The 23,534-nt window shown below is 69.1% G+C and carries 23 protein-coding genes and 1 pseudogene; 20 read left to right on the forward strand and 4 right to left on the reverse strand.

Translation table 11 applies throughout. The features are described from left to right. Positions 1-18: 18 nt before the first annotated feature. From WHX56_RS15310 to WHX56_RS30485, 17 genes and pseudogenes are all read left to right on the forward strand, one after another. Positions 19-1,563 (forward strand): acyl-CoA carboxylase subunit beta, encoded by a 1,545-nt coding sequence (locus WHX56_RS15310; RefSeq protein ID WP_129240542.1) that lies wholly within the window; start codon positions 19-21, stop codon positions 1,561-1,563. A 10-nt stretch (positions 1,564-1,573) separates the two neighbouring features. Continuing rightward, the gene (locus WHX56_RS15315) at positions 1,574-2,941 is read left to right on the forward strand and encodes an acetyl-CoA carboxylase biotin carboxylase subunit (protein ID WP_338878278.1); all 1,368 of its coding nucleotides are present in this window, start codon (positions 1,574-1,576) and stop codon (positions 2,939-2,941) included. Continuing rightward, positions 2,938-3,150: an acetyl-CoA carboxylase biotin carboxyl carrier protein subunit gene (locus WHX56_RS15320; RefSeq protein WP_129240540.1), complete on the forward strand. Its 213-nt coding sequence runs from the start codon at positions 2,938-2,940 to the stop codon at positions 3,148-3,150. The genes WHX56_RS15315 and WHX56_RS15320 overlap by 4 nt, the downstream gene beginning before the upstream one ends. A gap of 40 nt (positions 3,151-3,190) precedes the next feature. After that, positions 3,191-4,219 (forward strand): tripartite tricarboxylate transporter substrate binding protein, encoded by a 1,029-nt coding sequence (locus tag WHX56_RS15325; RefSeq protein ID WP_338878279.1) that lies wholly within the window; start codon positions 3,191-3,193, stop codon positions 4,217-4,219. Between the two features lie 65 nt (positions 4,220-4,284). Next, positions 4,285-5,214, forward strand: coding sequence for an SDR family oxidoreductase (locus WHX56_RS15330; RefSeq protein WP_129240538.1), 930 nt, complete (start codon positions 4,285-4,287; stop codon positions 5,212-5,214). Positions 5,215-5,264: 50 nt separating this feature from the next. After that, positions 5,265-6,113, forward strand: coding sequence for a MaoC/PaaZ C-terminal domain-containing protein (locus WHX56_RS15335; RefSeq protein WP_129240537.1), 849 nt, complete (start codon positions 5,265-5,267; stop codon positions 6,111-6,113). Between the two features lie 78 nt (positions 6,114-6,191). Beyond that, positions 6,192-7,580 carry a multidrug transporter subunit MdtD gene (mdtD, locus tag WHX56_RS15340; protein WP_422393592.1) on the forward strand — a complete coding sequence of 463 codons (1,389 nt, stop codon included), beginning with the start codon at positions 6,192-6,194 and terminating at the stop codon, positions 7,578-7,580. A gap of 257 nt (positions 7,581-7,837) precedes the next feature. Continuing rightward, the gene (locus WHX56_RS15345) at positions 7,838-8,104 is read left to right on the forward strand and encodes a hypothetical protein (RefSeq protein ID WP_129240535.1); all 267 of its coding nucleotides are present in this window, start codon (positions 7,838-7,840) and stop codon (positions 8,102-8,104) included. Beyond that, the gene (locus tag WHX56_RS15350) at positions 8,101-9,510 is read left to right on the forward strand and encodes a pilus assembly protein TadG-related protein (RefSeq protein ID WP_422393593.1); all 1,410 of its coding nucleotides are present in this window, start codon (positions 8,101-8,103) and stop codon (positions 9,508-9,510) included. Before WHX56_RS15345 ends, WHX56_RS15350 begins: the two co-directional genes overlap by 4 nt. Beyond that, positions 9,507-10,118: a pilus assembly protein gene (locus WHX56_RS15355; protein WP_338878280.1), complete on the forward strand. Its 612-nt coding sequence runs from the start codon at positions 9,507-9,509 to the stop codon at positions 10,116-10,118. The genes WHX56_RS15350 and WHX56_RS15355 overlap by 4 nt, the downstream gene beginning before the upstream one ends. 11 nt (positions 10,119-10,129) lie before the next feature. Beyond that, complete coding sequence (locus WHX56_RS15360) at positions 10,130-10,903, forward strand: hypothetical protein (protein WP_338878281.1); 774 nt, start codon at positions 10,130-10,132, stop codon at positions 10,901-10,903. Next, a complete protein-coding gene (gene cpaB / locus WHX56_RS15365; RefSeq protein WP_338878282.1) occupies positions 10,900-11,757 on the forward strand; it encodes a Flp pilus assembly protein CpaB in 858 nt (285 codons plus the stop codon). Before WHX56_RS15360 ends, cpaB begins: the two co-directional genes overlap by 4 nt. Next, positions 11,754-13,118, forward strand: a complete 1,365-nt coding sequence (locus tag WHX56_RS15370; protein WP_338878283.1) for a type II and III secretion system protein family protein — start codon at positions 11,754-11,756, stop codon at positions 13,116-13,118. Before cpaB ends, WHX56_RS15370 begins: the two co-directional genes overlap by 4 nt. Positions 13,119-13,122: 4 nt before the next feature. After that, complete coding sequence (locus tag WHX56_RS15375) at positions 13,123-14,811, forward strand: ATPase, T2SS/T4P/T4SS family (RefSeq protein ID WP_338878284.1); 1,689 nt, start codon at positions 13,123-13,125, stop codon at positions 14,809-14,811. Further along, entirely contained in the window at positions 14,808-15,653 is an 846-nt protein-coding gene (locus tag WHX56_RS15380) for a type II secretion system F family protein (protein ID WP_338878285.1), read from the forward strand. The genes WHX56_RS15375 and WHX56_RS15380 overlap by 4 nt, the downstream gene beginning before the upstream one ends. 12 nt (positions 15,654-15,665) lie before the next feature. After that, complete coding sequence (locus WHX56_RS15385) at positions 15,666-16,538, forward strand: type II secretion system F family protein (protein ID WP_338878286.1); 873 nt, start codon at positions 15,666-15,668, stop codon at positions 16,536-16,538. A gap of 65 nt (positions 16,539-16,603) precedes the next feature. Next, positions 16,604-16,765, forward strand: a pseudogene (locus WHX56_RS30485) (DUF192 domain-containing protein); the annotation flags it as partial. 9 nt (positions 16,766-16,774) lie between these two features. Here the strand turns inward: WHX56_RS30485 and WHX56_RS15390 are convergent. Continuing rightward, entirely contained in the window at positions 16,775-17,578 is an 804-nt protein-coding gene (locus tag WHX56_RS15390; protein ID WP_338878287.1) for a BPSS1780 family membrane protein, read from the reverse strand. A gap of 63 nt (positions 17,579-17,641) precedes the next feature. Continuing rightward, positions 17,642-18,610: a homoserine kinase gene (locus WHX56_RS15395; RefSeq protein ID WP_338878288.1), complete on the reverse strand. Its 969-nt coding sequence runs from the start codon at positions 18,608-18,610 to the stop codon at positions 17,642-17,644. A gap of 214 nt (positions 18,611-18,824) precedes the next feature. Here WHX56_RS15395 and dusA point away from each other — a divergent pair, with 214 nt between their 5' ends. Beyond that, entirely contained in the window at positions 18,825-19,805 is a 981-nt protein-coding gene (gene dusA, locus WHX56_RS15400) for a tRNA dihydrouridine(20/20a) synthase DusA (RefSeq protein WP_244235006.1), read from the forward strand. Between the two features lie 28 nt (positions 19,806-19,833). On the opposite strand, the gene WHX56_RS15405 is transcribed toward dusA, so the two are convergent. Together WHX56_RS15405 and WHX56_RS15410 are read right to left on the reverse strand one after the other, a co-directional pair. Further along, positions 19,834-20,292 carry a CBS domain-containing protein gene (locus WHX56_RS15405; RefSeq protein ID WP_129240525.1) on the reverse strand — a complete coding sequence of 153 codons (459 nt, stop codon included), beginning with the start codon at positions 20,290-20,292 and terminating at the stop codon, positions 19,834-19,836. 38 nt (positions 20,293-20,330) lie between these two features. After that, the gene (locus WHX56_RS15410) at positions 20,331-21,641 is read right to left on the reverse strand and encodes a YihY family inner membrane protein (RefSeq protein ID WP_338878289.1); all 1,311 of its coding nucleotides are present in this window, start codon (positions 21,639-21,641) and stop codon (positions 20,331-20,333) included. Positions 21,642-21,658: 17 nt separating this feature from the next. Here WHX56_RS15410 and WHX56_RS15415 point away from each other — a divergent pair, with 17 nt between their 5' ends. Beyond that, complete coding sequence (locus WHX56_RS15415) at positions 21,659-22,030, forward strand: DUF2069 domain-containing protein (protein WP_129240523.1); 372 nt, start codon at positions 21,659-21,661, stop codon at positions 22,028-22,030. Beyond that, a complete protein-coding gene (locus WHX56_RS15420) occupies positions 22,027-23,508 on the forward strand; it encodes a protein adenylyltransferase SelO (protein WP_338878290.1) in 1,482 nt (493 codons plus the stop codon). The genes WHX56_RS15415 and WHX56_RS15420 overlap by 4 nt, the downstream gene beginning before the upstream one ends. Positions 23,509-23,534: the final 26 nt, after the last annotated feature.

Consider the following 23,534-nt stretch of genomic DNA (forward strand, 5'->3'; position numbering starts at 1 on the left):
CCGCTATTGGAGGCGGTAATGAGTTGGACTCACGAGTTGGAAGAGCTGGAACGCCGCAAGGAATACTCCCTGCGCATGGGCGGTCCGGAGAAGATAAAGCGCCAGCATGACGCGGGAAAACTGGACATCCGCCAGCGCGTCGAACGGCTGGTCGATGGCGGTTCGTTCGTGGAAGTGGGCGGGCTGGCGGGCAGCGGCGAGTATGACGAGCACGGCCGCCTGACGAACGTGGTGCCGTCGAACGTGATCATGGGGCGGGCGACGCTGGACCGGCGGAACGTCGTGGTGGTGGGCGACGACTTTACGGTGCGCGGCGGGGCGAACGACGGGGCCGTCGGCGACAAGATGATTTTCGCCGAGCAGATGGCGTTCGACCTGCGCATCCCCCTGGTGCGCCTGATCGACGGCACGGGCGGCGGCGGTTCGGTGAAGAACATCGAGAAAATGGGCCACGCCCTGCTGCCCAAGATGAAGATATGGTCCTACGTGGCGCGCAACCTGGCCCAGGTGCCCGTGGTGTCGCTGGCGCTGGGGTCGGTGGCGGGGCAGGGCGCGGCGCGAGTCGCGGGCAGCCACTATTCGCTGATGGTGAAGGACACGTCGCAACTGTTCATCGCGGGGCCGCCGGTGGTGGCCAAGATCGGCCAGCACCTGAGCAAGAACGAACTGGGCGGAAGCGCCATCCACACGCGCAACGGCGTGGTGGACGATGAGGTGGATTCCGAGGACGAAGCCTTTCGGGCGGCCCGGCGCTTCCTGTCCTATCTGCCCGCCTCGGTGTACGAGGTGGCGCCGCGCGGCGAGATTCCGGCCGCTGCGGCGGACCAGGAGTGGCTGAGAACGGCCATACCGAAGGACACCCGCAAGGTCTACAAGATCCGGCCGATACTGGACACCCTGTTCGATCCCGGCAGCGTGTTCGAGATCGGACGGCATTGGGGCAAGGGGATCGTCGGCGGCCTGGCGCGCATCGACGGCTGGCCCGTGCTGTTCGCCGCCAGCAATCCCTACCACTACGGCGGCGGCTGGGACCGGCACACCGCCGAGAAATTCATCCGCCTGGTCGACCTGGCCGAAACCTTCCATCTGCCGGTGGTGAACCTGGTGGACATCGCGGGTTTCCAGATCGGCCTGGAAGCGGAAAAGGACGGCGTGATGCGCGCCGGCGTGCGGGCCTTGACCGCCGTTTCGCAGTCGACGGTGCCGTGGTTCTCGCTCATCATGCGGCGCGCCTTCGGGGTGGCCGCGGGCGGCCACCAGAACTCCAGCCGGTTCAACTTCCGCTATGCCTGGCCATCGGCCCAGTGGGGGTCGCTGCCCATCGAAGGAGGGCTGGAAGTGGCGTACCGCTCGGAGATCGAGGCGGCCGCCGATCCCGAGGCCAAGCGCGCGGAAATCGAGGCAAGGGTGCGCAGCCTGACGTCCCCGTTCCGCAGCGCCGAAGCCTTCGTGATCGAGGACATCATCGACCCGGCGGCCACGCGCGCGCGGCTGGTGGAATTCGCCAACCTGGCCGCGCCGCTGCGCCGGCCGGGGCAGGTGGCCACGGGATACCGGCCTTGAGGCGACGTCCATGAAAAAAATACTGATCGCCAACCGCGGGGCCGCCGCCGCGCGCATCCTGCGCGCCGTCAAGGCGCTGGGCCTGCGGTCCGTCGCGGTGTACTCCGAGGCGGATGCCGAGCTGCCCTACCTGCGGCAGGCCGACGAGCGTTTCTGCATCGGCCCGGCCCCGGCCCGGGACAGCTATCTCAACCAGGACGCGCTGCTTGGCGTCATGGCGCGCTGCGGCGCCGACGCGCTGCATCCGGGCTACGGGTTCCTGTCGGAGAATGCGGCGTTCGCCCGCCGCGTCGCAGCGGCCGGGCATTGCTTCATCGGGCCTTCCCCCGAGTGGATCGACGCGCTGGGCAACAAGGCGGCGGCGCGCGCGCTGATGCAGCGGCACGGGCTGCCCGCCGGCGGCAGCACCGGCATCCTGCCGAGGGACGACCTGGCGGCCGTTGGCCGGGCGGCCGAGGCGCTGGGTTTCCCGGTGCTGATCAAGCCCGCGGGCGGCGGAGGCGGCATCGGCATGGTCCCGGTCGAGGATGCCCGGTCCCTGCCGGCCTGCTGGGAGCGCGCCAGCGGCCTGGCTGAAAAGGCGTTCGGCGACGCTTCCCTGTATCTGGAGCGGTTCATCCAGGCGCCGCGCCATATCGAATTCCAGTTCCTGGCGGACAGGTACGGAAACGTCCTGTCCCTGTTCGAGCGCGACTGCTCCACGCAGCGTCGATACCAGAAGGTGATCGAGGAGGCCCCGGCGCCCTCGATCGACCGCAAGGCCGTGGCGGACATGGCGGACCGGCTGTCGGCGATCCTGGGCGGGATCGGCTACGACGTCATCGGCACGGTGGAGATGCTCTATACGCCGGAGAGCGGCTTCTCTTTCCTGGAGGTCAATACCCGGTTGCAGGTGGAGCACGCGATTTCCGAGGCCGTCACCGGCGTGGACATCGTGCAGGCCCAGATCCGGCTGGCCGCGGGCGAGACGCTGTCCGCCGTGGTCGGGCAGAAGCCGGTCTTGAAGGGGCATGCCATCGAGGCGCGCGTCTACGCGGAGGATCCGGTGCGCTTCCTGCCGTCGCCCGGCGTCCTGAAGACCTTCGAGCTGCCGGGCGGGCGGCCCGGCCTGCGGGTGGAAACCGGCTATGCCGCGGGCAACCGGGTTTCCAGCCACTACGACCCCATGGTCGCGAAGATCATCGCGCATTCGGACACCCGCGAAGCCGCCACGCGCGAGCTGATCGGCGCGCTGGAGAACACCCGGGTGGAGGGAATCAAGACCAATATCCCGATGATTCTGCAGGTCCTCCGGTCCGAGCGGTTCCAGGCGGGCGCGATGACCGTGGACGGTTTGCAGGCATTGATCTCAACCGAGGCAATAAAGGAGCGAGCATGAAGAAAATAGTGTCGAACGTGGCGGGCCGCGTGGTGGCTTGTTGCGTGGAGGAGGGCGCGCAGATCGGGCCGGGCGACGAGGCGTTCAAGGTCGAGTCCATGAAAATGGAAATTCCCGTCGAGAGCGAAGCAGCCGGCCGTATCGCCAAGGTTCTGGTGGCGGTCGGAGACGAAGTGGAAGAGGGGCAGGAGCTCGCATTGCTGGACTAAAGCGGGCCGCTCCGGAAAACAGACAACAAGCGAGGAGACAATGTTCAAAACGACTGATAGCGACGCGTCCGCAACCCTGGCGCGAAAGACCCCCCTGAAGGCGCTGGCGATCCTGGGATTGGCCTTGGCGCTGGGCACCGCGGGCACGGCCGGGGCGCAAGGCGCGCCGGCCTATCCCACCAAGCCGGTCACCATCAACGTTCCCTTCTCGGCCGGGGGGACGACGGACATCCTGGCGCGCGTGATCGGCCAGCGGCTGAGCGAGCGCTGGGGCGTATCCGTGGTGGTCGAGAACAAGCCCGGCGCCGGCGGCAACATCGGCACCGCGCAGGTGGCGCGTTCCGCGCCGGACGGCTACACGCTGGTGATGGGCACGATAGGCACCCACGCCATCAACCCCAGCCTGTACAAGTCCATGCCCTACGACGCGATCAAGGACTTTGCGCCGATCACGCGCACGGCCATGGTGCCCAACGCGCTGGTGGTGCCCAAGGACGCGCCGTACAACACCGTCAAGGAACTGATCGCCTACGGCAAGAGCCACCCCGGGAAACTCACCTTCGGCTCGTCCGGCCATGGCAGCACGCTGCACATGTCCGGCGAGACTTTCAAGATGATGACCGGGGTCGACATGGTGCACGTTCCCTACAAGGGCAGCACCCCCGCGGTGACGGACTTGCTGGGCGGGCAGATCTCCATGATTTTCGACAACCTGCCCTCGGCGCTGCCGCACATCAAGGCGGGCCGCCTGAAAGTCCTGGCGGTGACCTCGGCCCAGCGCAGCGAGCAGCTTCCGGATGTGCCGACCGTGGCGGAAGCCGGCGTTCCCGGGTACGAGGTCGTCTCGTGGTTCGGCCTGTGGGCGCCCGCCAGGACGCCGGACGGCGTCGTCGCGGAGATCAACAAGCAGGTGGTCGACATCATCCGGACGCCCGACATGCAGAAGCAGATCCGGGACCAGGGGGCGGTGCCGCAGCCGGACTCGCCCGCCGAATTCGCCGCCTTCATCGGCAGCGAAAGCAGGAAGTGGGCCGAAGTGGTGCGCCGCGCCAACGTAACGACCGAGTAGCACAACGATGTTCGCAGCCGAGTCCGCCGGCGTTTCCGGCGGACCGGCTCCAAGGAGACGGAAGCATGGAACGCATGATGGAAGGCAAGGTGGTGGTGGTGACCGGCGCGGGCGGCGGCATCGGCCGGGAAATCGCGCTGCAATTGGCGGCGGAAGGCGCGAAGGTGGTGGTCAACGACATCGGCGTCGCGCTCAATGGCGACAACCTGTCCGCGGACGAGGCGCCCGTGGCGCCCGCCGATGGCGTCGTGGCGGAGATCCGCGCCGCCGGCGGCACGGCGGTGGCCAACTTCGATTCGGTGGCGGCGCACGCGTCGGCCAACGCCATCATCCAGTGCGCGATGGACGAGTTCGGCCGCATCGACGGGGTGGTCAACAACGCGGGCAATCTGCGCGACCGCTCGTTCCACAAAATGAGCGAAGACGAATGGCGCTCGGTGATCGCCGTGCACCTCGACGGCACGTTCTTCGTCAGCCGTTCGGCGGCCGCGCATTTCCGCGAGCAGGAAGGCGGGGCGATGGTCCACATGACCTCCACCTCCGGGCTCATCGGCAATTACGGCCAGGCCAACTACGGCGCGGCCAAGCTGGGCATCGTGGCATTGTCCAAGATGATCGCGCTGGACATGGGCCGGTACAACGTGCGCTCCAACTGCATCGCGCCGTCCGCCTGGAGCCGCATGACCAGCTCGATCCCCACCGATACGCCGCAACAGCGGGACCGCGTCGAAAAGCTCAAGAAGATGGAGGCGGGCAAGATCGCGCCGATGGCCGTGTATTTGCTCAGCGATGCCGCGCGCGAGGTGAGCGGCCAGATATTCGCCGTGCGCGCCAACGAGATCATGCTGATGAGCCAGCCGCGCCCCGTGCGTTCGGTGCACTTCAGCGAAGGCTGGACGCCGCGGCGCATCGCCGAGGTCGCGATTCCGGCGATGCAGAAGCACTTCTATCCCCTGGAGCGTTCGCCCGACGTGATGAGCTGGGATCCCATTTGATCGCGCAGCGGCCGCGCAATCGATTTCCGGGCAACAGGGGGAGGGGCGCCATGCGCTTGAGTTACGAGCAATTGCTGAATTACGAGCTGCCGGAGATCAGGCAGCGCTACACCGCGCGCGACACGATGCTGTACGCGTTGTCGGTCGGCCTGGGGCAGGACCCCCTGGACCTTCCCGACCTGGCGCACGTGGGCAGGCAGCACGATCCGCTCGCGCTGCCGTGGATGGCCGTGGTGCTGGGTTACCCGGGCTTCTGGCTGAAGGCGCCCGAGATCGGGGCCGACACGGTGAAACTGCTGCATGGCGAGCAGGGAATGGAACTCTTCCATCCGATTCCGCCCGCGGGCGAACTGGTCGGCAAGACCCGGGTCGTCGAGGCCGTGGACAAGGGCGAGAAAGGATTGCTGCTGTATTCGGAAAAGTCGCTGACGGAGGCGGACTCGGGACGGCTCATCGCGCGGACGTTCGCGACCCACGTCCTGCGCGGCGACGGCGGCATGCCGAATGCCGGCAGGCAGGCGCGCCCCGCGCATGCCATGCCGGATTCCCCGCCGGACTGGACCGTGCAGTTGCGCACCCGGCCCGAGCAGGCGCTGATCTACCGGCTGAACGGCGACTACAACCCGCTGCACAGCGACCCCGAGGTGGCGCGGGCCGCGGGGTATCCCCGCCCGATACTGCACGGCTTGTGCACCTTCGGCATGGTGTCCCAGGCCGTATCCCGGCAGTTGCTGCCCGCGGCCGGAGGCACCCTGCGTTCGCTGTCCCTGCGCTTTTCCGGCCCCGTGTTTCCCGGCGAGACCCTGAAGGTGGAGATCTGGCGGGACGGATCCTTCCGGGCGCGGGTCGCCGAGCGCGAGGCGGTGGTGATCGACAACGGCCTGATGCGGGCCGCCTGAGCTTCTCCGGGGCGGCGCGGTGCCTGGCCCGCGCCGCTGTCAGCGGCGCGTCGGCATGGCCGCGGTACGATGCTCGCCATGCCGAAGCCCCCCTCACAGCAAGCCCTGCTCTGGGTCGTCGCGGCCTGCTTTTTCATGCAGACGCTCGACACGACCATCGTCAACACCGCGTTGCCGGCGATGGCCCGCAGCCTGGGCGAAGAGGCGCTGGCGCTCAAGCCCGTGGTCGTGGCCTATACCTTGACCATGGCCATGCTGACGCCGGCGTCGGGCTGGCTGGCCGACCGCTACGGCACCCGCCGCGTCTACCTGGCCGCGATCCTGGTCTTCGCCGTCGGTTCCATTTTTTGCGCATTGGCGCAGACCCTGGCGCAGTTGACCATTGCCCGCGTCGTGCAGGGAGTGGGCGGCTCCATGCTGCTTCCTATCGGCCGGCTGGCGGTGCTGCGCACGGTGCCGGGCGAACAGTACATTTCGGCCCTGGCCTTCGTCTCCATCGCGGGGCAGGTCGGGCCCATATTCGGGCCGACGCTGGGCGGCCTGCTGGTGCAGGCCGCGAGCTGGCACTGGATCTTCATGATCAACGTGCCCATCGGGATCGCGGGCCTGTTCGCGGTCCGGCGCTACCTGCCCGAAGACGCGTTGAGCGGCGTGGCGCCTTTCGACGTGCTGGGCTGCGGCCTGCTGTCCCTGTGCATGGCGGCTTTCTCGCTGGCGCTGGACCTGCCCGCCGGCGAGGGCCGCATGGGGTGGTCGGCCGCGCTGTTCGGCGTCAGCGCGCTGACGGTGCCGCTTTACATGATCCACGCCAGGCGGCGCGAGAATCCGCTGTTCAAGCTGCGCCTGTTCGGCGAGCCCAACTTCAGCGTGGGGCTTGCAGGCAATCTGGCGTGCCGGATAGGCAGCAGCGCGGTGCCTTTCCTGCTGCCCCTGCTGCTGCAACTGCAACTGGGCTACACGCCTCTGCAATCCGGCCTGATGATGCTGCCCGCGGCCATCGCGGGAACGGTGTCCAAGCCCTGGATCGCGCCGCTGGTGCGGCGTTTCGGCTATGACGCGTTCCTGCTGGTGAACACGGTGCTGGTCGGCGCGTCGATCATGTCGTTCGCCGCCATTTCCCCGGGCTGGCCCCTGGGGCTGCAGGTGGCGCAGCTTGCCTGGTTCGGGGCGACGAATTCCATGCAGTTCGCCGCCATGAACAGCGTGACGCTCAAGGGACTGAGCAAGCGGGACGCGGGCAGCGGCAACAGCCTTTTTTCCATGGTCCAGATGCTGGCTATCGGCCTGGGCGTCACCATAGGCGGCGGGCTTGTCGACCTGTTCTCGGGCGAGGGCAGCGCCGCCCTGGGCAGGGCGTTTTCGCTGAGTTTCCTGAGCGTGGGGGCGATCACGCTGCTGTCGGCCTGGATTTTCCGGCGCCTGGACATGTCGGGCCTGCGCGCGTCGGGCGGCAGGGCGGCCGGGTAGCCCGCAGCCGCGCGCCGCTGCGCGGCCGGAAATGGAAGAGCGCCCCAGCTCATGGTGAGTCTGAGGCGCTCCTGCCAGGCTTCGCACGCGATGGGTGTCAGACAGCCCGGCAACTCCAATCTACTGCCGGCCGGCAGGGTGGGCAATAGGGAAAACCCGGGAGGGCGACACTTTTGCCCGCCTCGGTATCCGCGAATTGCCGCACCCGCCCCGGAAATCGACACTGAAGCCTACTTTCACTGTGTCGGAGAGCGGATATGTCGGGGTTTCGGAAGCGTCAGTTGGGGCAGGGCATGACCGAATACATCGTGGTCGTGGCCCTGGTCGCCGTGGCGGCCATTGCGGTGTACCAGTATTTCGGGCAGGTGGTGCGGTCGCAGACGGCGGCCATGGCGCGCGAACTTGCAGGAGAAGACGGCGGCACCGAGGCGCGCGCCGCGCAGCAGGCCGCGAAAAAAGCGGCGGCGCAGACCAAGGCCCGTTCGCTCAAGTCCTTCACCGGCAACGCCGCGGACGCCAAGTGACCGTGCCCACCCGCCCGTCGCCCGTTCAGCAGCAAGGCCAGGCGCTGGTGCTGGGCCTGCTGATGGCGGCGATGGCCGCCGCGTCCCTGGTCGTTCTTTACAACCTGGGCCAGACCGTGGAGTCGCGGGCGCGGCTGACGCATGCCGCGGATGCCGCGGCGTACAGCGGCGCGCTCGAACAGGCCCGCGCGCTCAATGCGCTGGCCTACGTCAACCGGACGCAGATCGCCCATCAGGTGGCGATGGCGCACCTCGTCACGCTGGCGGCGTCCGCGCAGTATGCCCGCACGATGCGGGCGCAGCGCAATCGAGGCAACCCGCCCGCGGGCCTGATCGCCATGCTGTTCGGCCCGGACATGGGGCTTGCCTATCAGGCGGCGCGGGCCGTTCCCGATGCCGAACAGCGGCTGGCCGCCGCATTCGAGCAGCACGACCGCATCGTCCACCAGGTGCTGGAAGCCGCGGCGGGCTCCGCCGTCGCCGAACTCGCCGGGTCGCGCGAACGCATCATGCGCAAGGTGTTGTCCGCCAACTTTCCGGAAACGGCGCCGGGCGGCGGCGGGTGGCGGCAAGGTCCCACGCTGCGCCTGCTGTCGGACGGATGGCCGGGCTATGTCGAGCGCAGCCTTGCCACGCGCAAGGCGGGCTTGCGGCCGGCCGTCGAGCAGGCCTCGGATCGCTACGCGTTCCTGGACAGCCGCAGCGCCACCCGCCGCAATGCCTGGATGGTCAACCCTCGCTGTCCGCTGCATCGGCATGAACTGCGGCGCCGCGGATCCACCTGGCTGGGTCCCGACGGGCGCTGGGGCGCCCTGGACACCCAGTCGTACCACGCGCTGCGCTCCAACCGCTGGGTCGGCTGCTACTACCGCGAATACGCCATGGGGTGGGGTACGGCGCAGGGCGAGAAAAGCAGGGCGCCCGAGGGGCTGGAGTACGTAGAGGAACCGCCTCTCGATTTTTCGCAGCAGGATTTCTGGCGTTGGGTCGAGCAATCCACTTCCTGGGACATTTTCAGCGGCGCGACCAATCCCATGGCCAACTCCTATGCCATGGCCGGCGCGCAGCGCTGGCCGGGCAGGGGCTTGCCCGCCTATCGCGAGGTCGCGCTCGCGCGCCACCGCGATCCGCTGCGTTTCGCCGTGGCGGTCAGGCTGGCGGGGGCCGCCTTGAAGACCACCGACGCGGACGGCCCGATCGCGGCGCCCACGGGCCGGTTCGGCTACGCCGCATTGGGCCGGGCGGGCGGCGTCACCGTGGCCTCGGCCGCCGAAACCTACTTCGTCCGACCGGAACGGCGGTCCGATGGCCGCGCCGAGCTTGCGACGCTCTTCCGGCCCTATTGGCAAGCGCGGCTGTCCGCCGTCACGCCGCAAGAGGCCGCCCAGGCAAGGGAGGCCCCATGAAGCCGTTTCCATCGCGGCAACGCGGCCAGGCCGTGGTCGAAGCGTTGCTGATGCTGCCGCTGCTTGCCTTGTTGCCATGGGCCGTATCGTGGATCGGCGGACTGCAATTCTCGGCGCAGGAAATGGCGCAGGCCAGCCGCAAGGCCGCGATGGCGGCCGCCTTGGGGCAACCCGTGCAAGACTCGGGCGTTGTGGCGGCGAGGGGCCTGTCGGGCGCCGCGCGGCCTCTGGCCGGGGTCGCGCCGCCGCGGCTGGCCGCGTTGCAGGACGCCTGGTTTGGCGCGGGCCTGCAACTATTGTCCGCGGAGGCCAGCACGGCGTGCCAAGGCGGGCGGGAACCGCTGCGGATCGCCCGCCGAACGTACGTGGCCAGCGGAGCGGGCCATGCGCACGGGGACGCCGATGCGCAACGCCGGATCGGCCAGGCGCCGGAGTCCTGGCGCCGGGCAGCGGACGGCTCGTTGGGCCAGGCCCGGCGCCTGAATCCTCTTGCCGATCGCATGGACGGCCCGTGGCGGCGCCCGCGCTTGTCGCTGGACTGGCTGTCGGCCTGGCAGGACGTGGTGCCGGCCGACCGGCTGGGTTCACGCGGAGAACGGACCAAATGAATGCGCGGCCTTTGCCTCTCTCTTTCATCGGATGCTGCGCCAACGGGCCGACGCGGCGGCGTCCTGCTGCCTTGCGCGCGGCGGGCCTGTTGCTGGCCGGCGCGCTTGCCTGCGCGGCGGGCGCCTGGCCGGAATCCGCGGCGGGGGCGGACCTCCCGGCAAGCGCCGACGGCAGGGCCGGGCCGGCGCGGGCCTCGTCCGGTCCGGCTTCGTTGGCGGCGCTGCGTCTTCCCGCCGGATCCCGGCACGAACTGCTGGGGGAAGGCGTGTGGCTGCATGGCGCGCCGGCGCAGGTGCTGGTGTTCGATGCGCCGCGGAGCGCTCCGGAGCTGATCCGTTTTCTTTCGGGTCAGCAGCCGGCCTTGGCGGACCTGAACGTTCTGCCCGGGCAGGCGATCCTGTCGGGGCAGGTCGGGCACGAACAATGGGTCGTCCAGATGGAAGGCCTGGGGCCGCGCCGCACGGCCGGCAGCATTTCCGCGGTCGATACCCGCGCGGCAACCGGCCAGCCGGGGCCTCCATGGCTGCCGGCCGGCGCCCGGCTCAGGCTCGATATCGCCGTGCTGGACCAGGGCGTCAAGGTCTCGGAACGCATCTGGCAATACGACCTGCCGCCCGAACGAATGGCGCCGCGCCTGGAGGCCGGCTTGAGGCAGGACGGCTGGCTGCGTTCTCCTGCCGGAGGCGAACCGCAATGGTGGTCCCGCGGGGCGGCGCGCCTGCGCATTTCGCTGGTGCGGCTGGATGCCGGCAGCGGGCTCCTGGCCAGCGGGTGGGCGCCATGATGGGCCGCCTCGCCATGGCCGCGCAGCGGCTGCGCAGAACCGGCGTCTACGCATTGGCCCTGGCCGCGGGGCTGGTGTCGGCGTGGGCGGTGCGCGAGCATGTGCAGCAACGGATCCAGGTACTGGAGGCCGAGGCGCGCGTGCCCCAGGTCAGCCGCCTGGTCGCGGCGTACGACCTGCCCGCGGGCACCCGGCTCGACGAAACGCATCTGGCCGTGCGCGAGATCCCCGAGCAATGGGCTTCCCGCGCCAGCATCGACCCGCTGGAGCTGGCGGCCGTCCTGGGCGCCACCTTGCAGGCCGACGTCGCCAACGGCGAACCCTTGCTGCGCGCCCATCTGACGTTCACCGCGCCGGTTCCGGCGCTGGCATCCCGGCTGCAGGCCGGGCAGCGGGCGCTGACCGTCGCGGCGGCCGACCTGGGCGGCCTGGGCGAGATGCTGCGCCCAGGGGACGCCATCGACATCTATGTCAGCTTTTCGCACCGCCAGCGGGAACTGACGGTGCCGGTGCTGCAAGGCATGCGCGTGCTGGCCGCGGGCGGCGAAGCCGAGGGCGAGGCCAGGGGGGCCGGCAACATCACGCTGGCCGCCAGTCCCGACGAAGCCATGCGCTTCGTGGCGGCGCGCCAGGCGGGCGCGCTCACTGCCCTGCTGCGCCATCGCGACGATGCGGCGGCGGTGGGCCGTGTCGCACAAAGCGATCTTGCGTCGTTGATCGGGCTGGACCCCGAGCCCAAGGCTCCGCCGGGCGTGGCCATTCTTTACGGGGATCGGCTGGACGGACAGGCCGGCGGGTTCTTGCAGGATGCCGCGGGCGAGCCCCTCGCGGGCGTTCAAGGGGGGCGTCCATGATCCGCATCGTTGCAGCACTGGCCGCGCTGGCGCTGTGCCTGGCCGGCGCGCCCGCGCGGGCGGCGGCCGAAGCGCTGGAATTGCAGGTGGGCGAAACGCGGGTGCTGTCGCATCCGGGCGTCCGGCGGGTTGCCATCGGCAATGGCCAGGTGCTCGGGGCCATCGCGGCGGAGGGGCGCGAGGTCGTGGTGTTCGCCCGGGCCGAGGGCGTGTCGTCGATGCATGTCTGGACGGGCCCGGGCCAGGCTAAGGCCTACGAATTGCGGGTCGTCCCGGCGGGGGCGCCGCGCCTGCGGGCCGAGGTCCAGGCCTTGCTGGCCCGCATTCCGGGCGCGCGCAGTTCCGAAGTGGGCGGACGCATCCTGATCGAAGGCGACGATCTTTCCGACGACGACCGCTCCCGGATCGCCGCCTTGGCCGAGCGCTATCCCGCCGTGCTGGATTTCACGGGGCAGGTGGGATGGGACCGCATGGTGCTGCTGGACGTGCAGGTGGTCGAGATTCCCACTTCCAGGCTGAAGGAGATGGGCGTGCGCTGGGACGGCATGAGCCAGGGCGGCATCAATGCGGGCCTGGCATGGGACGCGGGCTCGTTCGGACGCATGAAGCGTCCGGGCGAAGCCGTGATCGAGACCGCCGGCCCGGCCTCCGCCGCGGCCGGCTACTTCGGCGTCAATGCGCTGCTGTCGGCGCGCATCGCGGCATTGGCCCAGAGCGGCGAGGCCGTCATGCTGGCCCAGCCCCAGTTGCTTGCGCGCAGCGGCGCCAGCGCGACCTTTCTGGCCGGAGGAGAGGTGCCCTACGCGTCGACCGATTCCCGCGGCAATTCCACCACGCTGTTCAAGCCCTACGGCGTGTCGCTCAGGATCACGCCCCGCATCGACCGCAATGGTGTCATCCGCTCCCTGATCGAGGTGGAGGCCAGCTCGGTGGACACGTCCTTGAGCGTGCCCGGCGGGCCGGCGCTGCGGACGCGCCGCGCGTCCACCGAATTTAACGTGCGCTCCGGCAACACGCTGGTCATCGGCGGGTTCCTGTCGCGCGAGCGCGCCACCGAAATCGACGGCCTGCCCTGGCTGCAGGACATCCCCGTCCTGGGCGCCCTGTTCTCGTCGCGCCGCTACCAATTGCGCGAAACCGAGTTGGCGATATTCGTGACGCCCAAGATCATTTCGCAGGGCGAGCCGGCCATGGCGGACCGGGTGCGGCGAGGCCGCGACGCGCTGGAGGCGGCTTTTCCCGAACCGCCCCGGCTGGGGACGGCGGCGCCTGCCGCCGCCCAGGGCTGGGATCCCTATTCGGGCGCGGGTTCCCAATGGGCCGCGCAGGAAGCCGGCGCCCCGGCCCCGCACAAGGAGTGATGCCATGCTCGACATAGAAATGACGTACGAGGACGCGGCGGTGCGCAGGATGACGGCCGCGGCGCCGCTGCTGGTCGGCAGGGGCGCGCATTGCGGCCTGCGCATCGTGAACTGGCGGGTGGGGCGGCAGCATGCGCGCCTGCTCCGCGAAGACGTTGGCATCGTTCTGGAAGACCTGGGCACGCTGGCCGGCACTCTGGTCAACGGCGCCAGGGTGGTGCGCCATGCGCCCGTGCTGCCCGGCGACGAGATCCTGATCGGCCCCTGCCGGTTGCGCGTGTCGCTGTCGCCGGCGGGCCCGGCCGCTCCGCACGAGGCGCGGGCGCTTCCGAGCCCCGCGGCCATCGGGCGCGCGCCGGCCGAAGCCCTCCCGGATCCTTCGCCCGCGCCGGCGCAGCCCCGGCCGCCGCAGCACCGGCTGCAAGAACGCCGCCGTCTTCATGCCGCCCTGCTGGATGCGCTGGACCTGCGCCGGCGCGACGTGGCGGGCATGAGCGACGGCATGCTGCGGGCCGAGGCCGAGCGGCTGCTGACGCATATCGTCGCGACGGACGCGGACCTTCCTCCGGGCGCGGACCGCGCGGCGCTGTGCCGCGAGGTGCTGGATGAAGCGGTCGGCCTGGGGCCGCTGGAACCCTTGCTGGCCGCAAGCGACATCACCGAGATCATGGTCAACCGCTATGACGAGATCTACGTAGAGCGCGGCGGCCGGCTGTCGCGCCACCAGGCGGCATTCACCAGCGAGCAATCGGTGCGCTGGGCCATCGAGCGCATCGTCACGCCCTTGGGCCGGCGCATCGACGAGAGCTCCCCCATGGTCGATGCCCGCCTTTCCGATGGCTCCCGCGTCCACGCCATCATTCCGCCCGTCGCGATGAAGGGGGCCAGCCTGACCATACGCAAGTTCCCGCGGCAGCGTCCGCGGATGCCCGACCTGATCGCGGCGGGTTCATTGAGCGGCGCCATGGCGCAATTCCTGGCGCTCTGCGTGCGCACGCGCAAGAACCTGGTGGTCTCCGGCGGGACGGGCTCCGGCAAGACGACGCTGCTGAACATCCTGTCCAACGAGATCCCGGACGGCGAACGCATCGTCACCATCGAAGACGCGGCGGAACTGTGCCTGAACCACGATCACCTGGTCGCGCTGGAAGCGCGGCCCGCCAACCAGGAAGGCCGAGGACGCATCGACATCCGTGAACTCGTGCGCAACGCGCTGCGCATGCGGCCCGACCGGATCGTCGTCGGCGAGTGCCGCGGCCCGGAGGCGTTCGATATGCTGACCGCCATGAACACCGGCCACGAAGGGTCGTTGACGACCCTTCATGCCAACTCCCCGCGCGACGCCCTGGGACGGCTGGAATCGATGATCCTGATGGCCGGCCTGGACTTGCCGCTGCCAGCCGTGCGCGAACACATCGCCGCCAGCGTGGACATCGTCGTGCAGCAGGCGAGGCTGGCGGACGGGCAGCGCATCGTGACGTCTATCGCCGAAGTCGCCGGCATGGAAAGCGGGCGCATACAGCTACAGGACCTGTTCCGCCACGACCGCCGCCATGGTTTCGCGGGGTGCGGCGCCTTGCCCGGCTTTGCGCGGGAATGGACGGAAAGCGGGGCGGCCTTCGACGCGGCCTGGTTCTCCGACGCCGCCGGCCGGGAAGCCGGCGCATCGGCTTTTGCGCAGGGGTTGCCGTGATCTGGCTGGCGGCGGGGGGCGCGATGGTCTGCGCGGTCGTGCTGGCGTGGCGGGCGCAAGGCTGGTTCGCGCCCGCGCTGCGGCGCTACCGGGAGGTCTACACGCAGGAAGCGGGGCTTCGGCTGAGCGAAGTCTTCCTGTTCATCGACCCTGCCCAGCTCTGGGCGGGCGCCGTGGCGTGCGCGGCCCTGGCCGCCGCATTGGCCTTTTCCCTCACGGGCAGCGGCGTCGCGGCCGCCCTGGGCGCGGCGCTGGCCTCGCGCGTGCCGCGCGGGCTCGTCGATGCACTGCGGCGCCGGCGCGCGCGCCGTTTCGAGCAGCAGTTGCCGATGGCCTTGCTGATGCTGGCGTCGGCCTTGCGTGCCGGCGTGGCGCTGGCGACGGGCCTGCGCCACGTCGTCGAGCAGAGCGGCGCGCCGCTGGCCCAGGAGTTCGGGCTGATGCTGCGCGAACAGCGCATGGGCGTGCCCTGGGATACCGCGCTGGGAAACCTGCACGGCCGCATGCCCGCCGATTCCACTTCGCTCGTGGTGGCGGCGATGCGCATCGCCGCGCAGACGGGCGGGAACCTCGCCGAGGCGCTCGAGAGTATCGCCCATACCCTGCGCGCCAGGCTGCAATTGCAGGCGAAGCTGCTGGCGCTGACGTCGCAGGGCCGCTTGCAGGCCTGGATCGTGGGCGCGCTGCCCGTGGCGCTGCTTGCCGTGCTGGACCGCCTGGAGCCCGAGATCATGGGCTTGCTGTGGCGCACGCCCATGGGATGGTCGGTGCTGGCCGTCGTGGCCGTGCTGGAGGTTGCCGGCGTGCTGCTGATCCGGCGCATCATCCGGATCGATATCTGACGGGAGACCGCCGTGTGGCTATATCTGGGACTGTTGACCGCCGGGTTCGGCGCGGGATGGCTGGCGTGGGTGATCCTGCAGCCGCTGCTGCTGGAAAACCAGGGCGCTTCCGCTACGCTGCCCTGGTGGTGGCGGGCGGCCTGGCCGTGGGTATCGGCCGTGGCGCCGCTGGCGGGCCCGTTGTGCACGTGGCGCTGGCGCTTGCGCCTGACGCGCGCCATCGAGCAGGCGTCGCTGCCGGCCGGGATCGGCTATGCGCATCTGGCGGCGCTGTGCTGGAGCGCGGCCGTGGCCGCGGGCGGGGTGGCCGCCGCTGGCGCCATCGCCATGACGCAGGCGCGGCCCTGGGAATGGGGGCCGTGGGCGGCGTTGGCCGCGCTGGCGGCCGGCGCCGCGCCCGGGCTCTGGCTGCGGGATCTCGGCCGCAAGCGCCGCCGCAGCATCGAACGCGATCTGCCTTTCGTGTTCGACATGATGACGCTGTGCGTGGAGGCGGGGCTGAGCGTCCAGGGGGCCTTGCAACTGGCGGCGCGGAGCGGGCCGCCGGGCGCCTTGCGCGATGCGCTGGCGGACGCCTTGGCGGAGATGCGCGCGGGGGTCTCCAGGACCGCGGCGATCAAGGCCCTGGCCGAACGCAGCAACAGTCCGCTTGCGCGCAACTGGGCCGCCGCCGTGGCGCAGGCCGAGGCCCTGGGGATCAGCCTGGGGCCGGTGCTGCGGGCGCAGGCGGCGCAGTGCCGCGGCGACCGTCACGCGCGCGCGGAACAACTGGCGATGCAGGCGCCGGTGAAAATGCTCCTGCCCCTGATCGGCTGCATTTTCCCGTGCACGTTCATCGTGCTGGCGTTTCCGATCGCGGTCCAGTTGCTGCAAAGCGTGCAATGAACGGCCGGACGCCCTTGCCGCGCGGCCGTCTCAGGCTGCTGAAGGTCACGCGGTGGCGCGGCCGGATGCGGGGCCTGCTGGGCAGGCCGCCGCCGGGGCCGCGCTCAGGCATTTTGCTGACGCCCTGCGCGGGCGTGCACACCTTCGGCATGCGCTATGCCATCGACGTGGCGTTCGTGTCGGCGGCCGGAAGGGTGGTGGGGGTGCGCAGGGCGCTGGCGCCCTGCCGCGCGGCCTTATGCCTGGGCGCTGTTGCCGTCGTCGAGATGCGCGCCGGTGTTCTCGATGCCGAATACGGAGGTGTAGGCGGGATAGAAGCTGCAATACAGTACGCCGCCCGCCGCGATATTGAACGGGATCTGCAGCGTGCCCGCGAACTGGGGCGACAGGCCGATGGCCACCAGCAGGCCGGCGCAGAGGTCGATGAACAGGAACACCAGGACCCAGGTGGCGCCGTAGACCAGGAACGGCAGCTTGTTGCGCCAGCAGGCGATGCCGGAGAAGAACAGCGCCTGCACCAGCCGCAGCCCGTGCCAGGCGACCAGGACCGGCGCATGCCAGAAGAGGGCCGCGATCACGACGTAGACGATGGCGAAGAGCGCCAGGGGAACGGCCATCGCCGACAGGATGGGCTCCATGCTTTTTTCGACGGACGCGATGCGCATTCCCTCGACCATCGCATCGGTGAAGGGCAGGAAGATGACGAGGCCGGCCACCATGCACAGCGCGGCATACAGCAGCCCCATCAGGAACAGCTTCCTGAAGACGCCGGGTTGCTTGAGCGGCTTGGCCCACATCGAGGGCAGCATGATGCGGTCTGCCTCGACGTGCTTGCACGCCGACAAGGTCATCAGGGTAATGATGGGCATCAGCGCCACGACCAGGATGGGCCCGACGGGCGGCGTCGCGGTGGCGAAGATGACCAGGAGGCTGATGGCCATGGCCCAGGTGAACATGGCCAGGGGTTGCTTGCGGAACAGACGGAAACCGTCTCGAACCCATTGCCAGCCGGATGCCGCGGGTAGGAATGCTGCTTGCATGGCTCTCTAGAAGGGGAATCTCTCAAAAGGGGACGCGATATGCCATTATGGGGGGCAGGACGGTTACGGCAATATGGGCAGTCCCGGGCGGTGGCGCGCCTGCAACACTCTTTCGAAGTGCCGGGGATCGTGCGGCTTGAGGGTTTGCGCCGGCCGGGGCAGGAAAAAGTCGTACAGGCGCGAGATCCAGAAGCGCAGCGCGGCCGCGCGCAGCATCAGGGGCCAGGCCTCGCGTTCGGCATCGGTGAAGGGCCGCTCGGCGGCGTAGGCGCGCAGCCAGGCCTCCACCAATTCGGGGACGAACTCGCCCGTGTCTCGCTCGATGCACCAGTCGTTGATGCTGACCGCCACGTCGAACAGCCAGGTGTCGCAGCCGGCGAAATAAAAGTCGATGATGCCGCCCATGAGCGGATCCTCGAACGTGCCGGCGAACAGCACATTGTCGCGGAAGAGGTCGCAGTGGGCCGGGCCGGTCGGCAGCGCCTGCCAGGCCGGGGTGGCCGCGGCGGCCTCCTGGGCGGCCAGTTCCGAGCTCAGCAGCCCGGCCTGGGCCGGTTCCAGGAAGGGCATGACCTTGGGCGCGGTTTCCAGCCACCACGACAGCCCGCGCAGGTTGGGCTGGCGCAGGGGGAAGTCCCGGGCGGCCAGGTGGGCGCGGGCCAGGGTGGCGCCGGCCAGGGCGCAATGCGCCGCGCCGGGGGCGGGCTCGTAGCCGCCGGGCAGCCGCGAAACGATGGCGCAGGGCTTCCCGTGCAGGGTCGTCAGGCGGGTGCCGTCCCGCAGGGTCTGGGGACGGGGCACCGGAACGCCGCGTTCGGCCAGGTGGTACATCAGTTCTATATAGAACGGCAACTGCGCGTGGGTCAGGACCTCGAACAGCGTCAGCACGTACTCGCCGCGGGTCGTGTGCAGGAAATAATTGGTGTTTTCGATACCCGCCGTAATCCCCCGCAGCGAAACGAACTCGCCCAGGTCGAAATGCGCCAGGAGGGCGCGCGCGTCGTCGTCGGATACGGGAGTGAATACGGCCATTGATATGCGGGAGTTAAGGGTTAACGGACGCTCGGACATAGCCTGTGCGGCGGCGCAATTTTAGACCACATGGCGGGCGGGGCTTTCCGCCGGCCGGAAGGCGCGCGGAACCGGCTGCCGGACATAATCCCGCCAAGCACCGTAAAATACCGCATCCCCTTGTTTTGTAGAGCGATTCTTGGACTCCCCCGACTGGCGGCTGTGCGTCGCCCCCATGATTGATGTGACCGACCGCCACTGCCGCTATTTCCATCGGCTGCTGGCGCCGCGCGCGCGCCTTTACACGGAAATGATCACGACCGGCGCGCTGTTGTACGGCAATGTCGAGCGTCACCTGGATTTCGACGAGGCCGAGCATCCCGTGGCGCTGCAGTTGGGCGGCAGCGAGCCGGATGCCCTGGCCCAGTCGGCCCGGCTGGGCCGGCAATGGGGCTATGACGAGATCAACCTGAATTGCGGATGCCCCTCGGAACGGGTGCAGAAGGGCGCGTTCGGCGCCTGCCTGATGGCCGAACCCGCGCTGGTGGCGGATTGCATGAAAGCCATGCAGGACGCCGTGGACATCCCCGTGACCGTCAAGCACAGACTGGGGCTGGATTACGACGAATCCTATGATTTCGTCCGCGATTTCGTCGGCAAGATCTACGATACGGGATGCCGGGTGTTCATCGCTCATGCCCGCAATGCGGTGCTCAAGGGCCTGTCGCCCAAGGACAACCGCGAGATCCCGCCCCTGCGCTACGACGTGGTCAAGCAGCTCAAGCGCGATTTTCCGGATTGCACCTTCGTGCTCAACGGCGGCCTGGCCGATGCCGCGCAGTCCGTGCGCGCCGCGGACGATTTCGATGGCGTCATGCTGGGCCGCGCCGCCTGGCACACGCCGCGCGTGCTGTCCGAGGTTTCCTTGCAGTTGTGGCCGTCGTTGCGGCTGCCGAGCGACGCGCAAGTCGTGGACGCCATGACCGCATATGCCGAGCGCCAGGTCGCGCGCGGCGTGCCCCTGCGCGTGATGACGCGGCCCATGCTGGGGCTGGTGAACGGGCAGACGGGGGCGCGACGCTGGCGCCGCATGCTGTCGGATCCGGCCCTGCTGGCGGCGAACAGGCCGGAACTGATCTACGACGCGTGGCGCAGCCAGCGGCATGCGCCCGATGTGCGCGGCGCCGCATGCGAGGCGGCGCCGGCAGGAGCGTGACCGGCGGCGCGGGCCGCCAGCGCGCCCGTCAGGACTTGGCCGGTTCGGCGCTTTCGGTCGGCCAGTCGCGGATATAGGCCTTCAGCATATTGTTTTCGAACTGCTGCGCCGCCACGATGGCCTGGGCCATGTCGTAGAACGAAATCACGCCCATCAGGGTGGGGCCGTCCATGACCGGGATGTAGCGCGCGTGCTTTTCGAGCATCAGGCGCTGCACTTCCTCGGCGCTGGTATTGGGCGACACACTGACCGGCGCGTCGTCCATGATGGAGCGGATGGTGGTTTCGCCGGCGCCGCCATGCGCATGCATGTGGCGGATGATCTCGCGGAACGTGAGCATGCCGGTCAGCGTGCCGAATTCCATGATCACGAGCGAGCCGATATCCTGCTCGCTCATTGTCTGCACGGCCTGGGACACAGGCATGTCGGGCGACGCCGTATAGAGCGTATCGCCCTTGACGCGCAAAATTTCGCTGACCTTCAACATCGGTTCCTCCTGGGCGGACTGCGCCCGAATGCTATTTGCTATTTCTTGTTCGCTTCCAATTGCAATATCGGAGCGATTCCATTTTCAGTATTCTGCGCTTCTCCGCAGACTTCTTCCAGCGTGGGCGTATTTTGCTGGGAAATCACGGCGGACGCGACCCGCAGTATTTCCGGATCGTTGCGGACCCGGGGCTGCGCGCGGTCCAGCAGAAAATGGTCCACCACGGGCGCCATCGAGGTTTTCTGCGCATCGCAGGTCAGCACCCAGTTGTCTTCGGGCGTGCGCGTCGCCAGCCCCATGCCGCTGAGCGTTTCCAGCACTTCGTTCAATTCGTCCTGGTGCAGGCGCAGTTGCGAAGCCAGCACGTTGGCGGGCAGTCCGGGCGGATTGGCGGCCTGCGCCTTGCGCAAGGCGCGCAAGGCATCCAGGGCGTCGACGAAAGGCGCGCCGGGATAACGGTTGATTTCCCAGCGGCCCAGGCGGATCAGCGGCGCGCTGGACGCCAGCGTGGCGCCCAGCAGCACGGCCAGCCACGACAGGTAGATCCAGAGCAGGAAGATCGGCAGGGTGGCGAAGGCGCCGTAAATGACGGTATAGGTGGGAAAGCGCGTCAGGTAGTAGGCGAAGGCCGACTTCATGATTTCCAGGGCGATCGCGGTCACACAGCCCCCGACCAGCGCGTCGCGCCACAGGACTTCGCGGTTCGGCACCACCACGAACAGCGCGGCGAAACCCAGCGCGGTCAGGATCAGCGGGATGGCGGACACGGCGACGCTGACGATTTCCGGCACGTCCCGCACCAGCCCCAGCGACTCGCGCGCCACGAACGACGTCGCCCACAGGCTGGCGCCGGCCACGACCGGCCCCAGCGTGATGAGCGCCCAGTACACCAGCGCGCGCTGCCGCAGCGGCCGCTGGCGCGACACGTGCCAGATGTCGTTGAAGGCCTTGTCGATCGTCATGATCAGCAGCAGCGAGGTGATCAGCAGGAACGCGCCGCCGATGGCGGTCAGGCGCGAGGCCTGGCGCGCGAACTGGTTCAGGTAGTCCATGATGTTGTCCGAAACGGACGGGGGCATCAGGCTGTTGGTGAGGAAATCCTCGAGCGCGACGCGGAATTCCTGGAACACCGGAAAAGCGGTGAACAGCGACAGCACCACGGCCAGCATGGGCACGATGGCCAGCACGGTCGTGAAGGTCAGGCTGGAGGCGACCTGGAGCAGTTTTTCTTCGCCGGCGCGTTCGGCGGTGAAGCGGACGACGCGTCCGGCCCTCGCGCCCCATGAAGAGCGCGATGTCGAGGGCTCGGTGGCCGCCGGCGCGGCGGCGGGCTCGGCGGGGCGATTCATCAGGCGATAATAGCAGCATGAACCCTGAACTCAACCCCCGTTTGCGCCTGCTGGCCTCGGTTTCGCTGTTTGCGCTGATCGTACTGTGCGTTACCTGGGAGACCGTGGTGGCGCCGGTGCGGCCCGGCGGTTCCTGGATGTTGCTGAAGGCCTTGCCGCTGGCGTTCCCGCTGCGCGGCATCCTGCGCGGCAATCTCTATACCTATCAATGGGCGTCCATGCTGTCGCTGCTCTACCTGATGGAAGGGGCGGTGCGCGCCATGTCCGACCCGGCCCCGCTGTCCGTCGGGATGGCATGGGGAGAGATCCTGCTGTCCTCGGTCTTCTTCCTGAGCGCCATTTTCTATGTGCGGCCCGCCAAGCGGGCCGCCAGGAGGCAACGCGCATGAGCGCCCATTCGCTGTCCGAGCTTCGCGCGGTCAACTCGTTCGCCGCCTTGCCCGCGGTTTTTCATACCCGTCTCGCGCCCCAGGCCCTGAACAATCCGCGCCTGCTGCATGCCAATGCCGATGCCGCGCGCCTGATCGGCCTGGATCCTTCCGTCCTGTCCACCCCCGAATTCCTGGGCGTGTTCTCCGGCGCGCAGCCGCTGCCCGGCGGCGACACCCTGGCGGCGGTCTACAGCGGCCACCAGTTCGGCGTCTGGGCCGGCCAGTTGGGCGACGGGCGCGCCCACCTGCTGGGCGAGGTCGAAGGGCCGGAGGGCGCCTGGGAACTGCAACTGAAGGGGTCCGGCATGACGCCGTATTCGCGCATGGGCGACGGCCGCGCGGTATTGCGGTCGTCCGTGCGCGAATACCTGGCCAGCGAAGCCATGCACGGACTGGGCGTGCCCACGACGCGCGCGCTGGCGCTGGTGGTTTCCGATGATCCGGTCATGCGCGAAACGGTCGAGACGGCCGCCATCGTGACGCGAATGTCGCCCAGTTTCGTGCGTTTCGGCTCGTTCGAGCACTGGTCGTCGCGCCGCCAGCCCGATCAGCTCAGGATCTTGACGGACTACGTCATCGACCGCTACTACCCGGAATGCCGCGAGGCGGGGAACGGCGAGCCCGCAGACGCCGACGTCCTGAACCTGCTGCGCGCGGTCACGCGGCGCACGGCCCGCCTGATGGCGGACTGGCAGGCGGTCGGGTTCTGCCACGGGGTGATGAACACGGACAATATGTCCATCCTGGGGCTGACGCTGGACTACGGCCCTTACGGTTTCATGGACGGCTTCCGCCTGGGGCACGTCTGCAACCATTCCGATACGGAAGGGCGGTATTCGTGGAACCGCCAGCCCTCCGTGGCCTTGTGGAACCTGTATCGCCTGGGCGGCAGCCTGCATGCGCTAGTGCCGGACGTCGAGGGCCTGCGGGCCGTGCTGGACGAGTTCGAGCCGGCGTTCACGAGCGCCTTCCACTCCCGGATGGCCGCCAAGTTGGGCCTGGCCGCGTGGCGGCCCGACGACGAGCCGCTGCTGGACGACCTGCTCAAGCTGATGGACGCCAACCAGGCCGATTTCACCCTGAGCTGGAGGCGCCTGGCCGATGCGGTCTCGGGGCAGCGCAGCCCGTTCGAGGACCTGTTCATCGACCGCCCGGCCGCGTCGGCCTGGCTGGACCGGCTGCTGGCTCGCCATGCGCAGGACGGGCGGCCCCCCGCCGAGGTGGCCGCGGGCATGAATGGCGTCAATCCGCTCTATGTGCTGCGCAATCATCTGGCGGAGGAGGCGATCCGAGCGGCGAAATCGGGCGACGCCGGTGAAATCGATACCTTGCTGAAGCTGTTGCGCAATCCCTATGTAGAGCAGCCGGGCCATGAAAAATATGCCGGATTGCCGCCGGATTGGGCGGGCGGCATCGAAGTCAGTTGCTCATCCTGAATACTGCGCGCCGGCCGGAAAGCAGA

Source organism: Achromobacter veterisilvae, from assembly GCF_037619525.1.
In the GTDB taxonomy this organism is placed as follows: Bacteria; Pseudomonadota; Gammaproteobacteria; order Burkholderiales; family Burkholderiaceae_B; genus Achromobacter; species Achromobacter veterisilvae.

Bases quoted from the DNA above. Each gene is read 5' to 3' on its own strand.
- WHX56_RS15355 (WP_338878280.1), top strand. From the start codon at position 9,507: ATGAAGCCGTTTCCATCGCGGCAACGCGGCCAGGCCGTGGTCGAAGCG.
- WHX56_RS15310 (WP_129240542.1), top strand. From the start codon at position 19: ATGAGTTGGACTCACGAGTTGGAAGAGCTGGAACGCCGCAAGGAATAC.
- WHX56_RS15415 (WP_129240523.1), top strand. From the start codon at position 21,659: ATGAACCCTGAACTCAACCCCCGTTTGCGCCTGCTGGCCTCGGTTTCG.
- WHX56_RS15420 (WP_338878290.1), top strand. From the start codon at position 22,027: ATGAGCGCCCATTCGCTGTCCGAGCTTCGCGCGGTCAACTCGTTCGCC.
- WHX56_RS15335 (WP_129240537.1), top strand. From the start codon at position 5,265: ATGCGCTTGAGTTACGAGCAATTGCTGAATTACGAGCTGCCGGAGATC.
- WHX56_RS15345 (WP_129240535.1), top strand. From the start codon at position 7,838: ATGTCGGGGTTTCGGAAGCGTCAGTTGGGGCAGGGCATGACCGAATAC.
- WHX56_RS15315 (WP_338878278.1), top strand. From the start codon at position 1,574: ATGAAAAAAATACTGATCGCCAACCGCGGGGCCGCCGCCGCGCGCATC.
- WHX56_RS15320 (WP_129240540.1), top strand. From the start codon at position 2,938: ATGAAGAAAATAGTGTCGAACGTGGCGGGCCGCGTGGTGGCTTGTTGC.
- WHX56_RS15325 (WP_338878279.1), top strand. From the start codon at position 3,191: ATGTTCAAAACGACTGATAGCGACGCGTCCGCAACCCTGGCGCGAAAG.
- WHX56_RS15410 (WP_338878289.1), bottom strand. From the start codon at position 21,641: ATGAATCGCCCCGCCGAGCCCGCCGCCGCGCCGGCGGCCACCGAGCCC.
- WHX56_RS15370 (WP_338878283.1), top strand. From the start codon at position 11,754: ATGATCCGCATCGTTGCAGCACTGGCCGCGCTGGCGCTGTGCCTGGCC.
- WHX56_RS15395 (WP_338878288.1), bottom strand. From the start codon at position 18,610: ATGGCCGTATTCACTCCCGTATCCGACGACGACGCGCGCGCCCTCCTG.
- WHX56_RS15405 (WP_129240525.1), bottom strand. From the start codon at position 20,292: ATGTTGAAGGTCAGCGAAATTTTGCGCGTCAAGGGCGATACGCTCTAT.
- cpaB (WP_338878282.1), top strand. From the start codon at position 10,900: ATGATGGGCCGCCTCGCCATGGCCGCGCAGCGGCTGCGCAGAACCGGC.
- dusA (WP_244235006.1), top strand. From the start codon at position 18,825: ATGATTGATGTGACCGACCGCCACTGCCGCTATTTCCATCGGCTGCTG.
- WHX56_RS15375 (WP_338878284.1), top strand. From the start codon at position 13,123: ATGCTCGACATAGAAATGACGTACGAGGACGCGGCGGTGCGCAGGATG.
- WHX56_RS15390 (WP_338878287.1), bottom strand. From the start codon at position 17,578: ATGCAAGCAGCATTCCTACCCGCGGCATCCGGCTGGCAATGGGTTCGA.
- mdtD (WP_422393592.1), top strand. From the start codon at position 6,192: ATGCCGAAGCCCCCCTCACAGCAAGCCCTGCTCTGGGTCGTCGCGGCC.
- WHX56_RS15330 (WP_129240538.1), top strand. From the start codon at position 4,285: ATGGAACGCATGATGGAAGGCAAGGTGGTGGTGGTGACCGGCGCGGGC.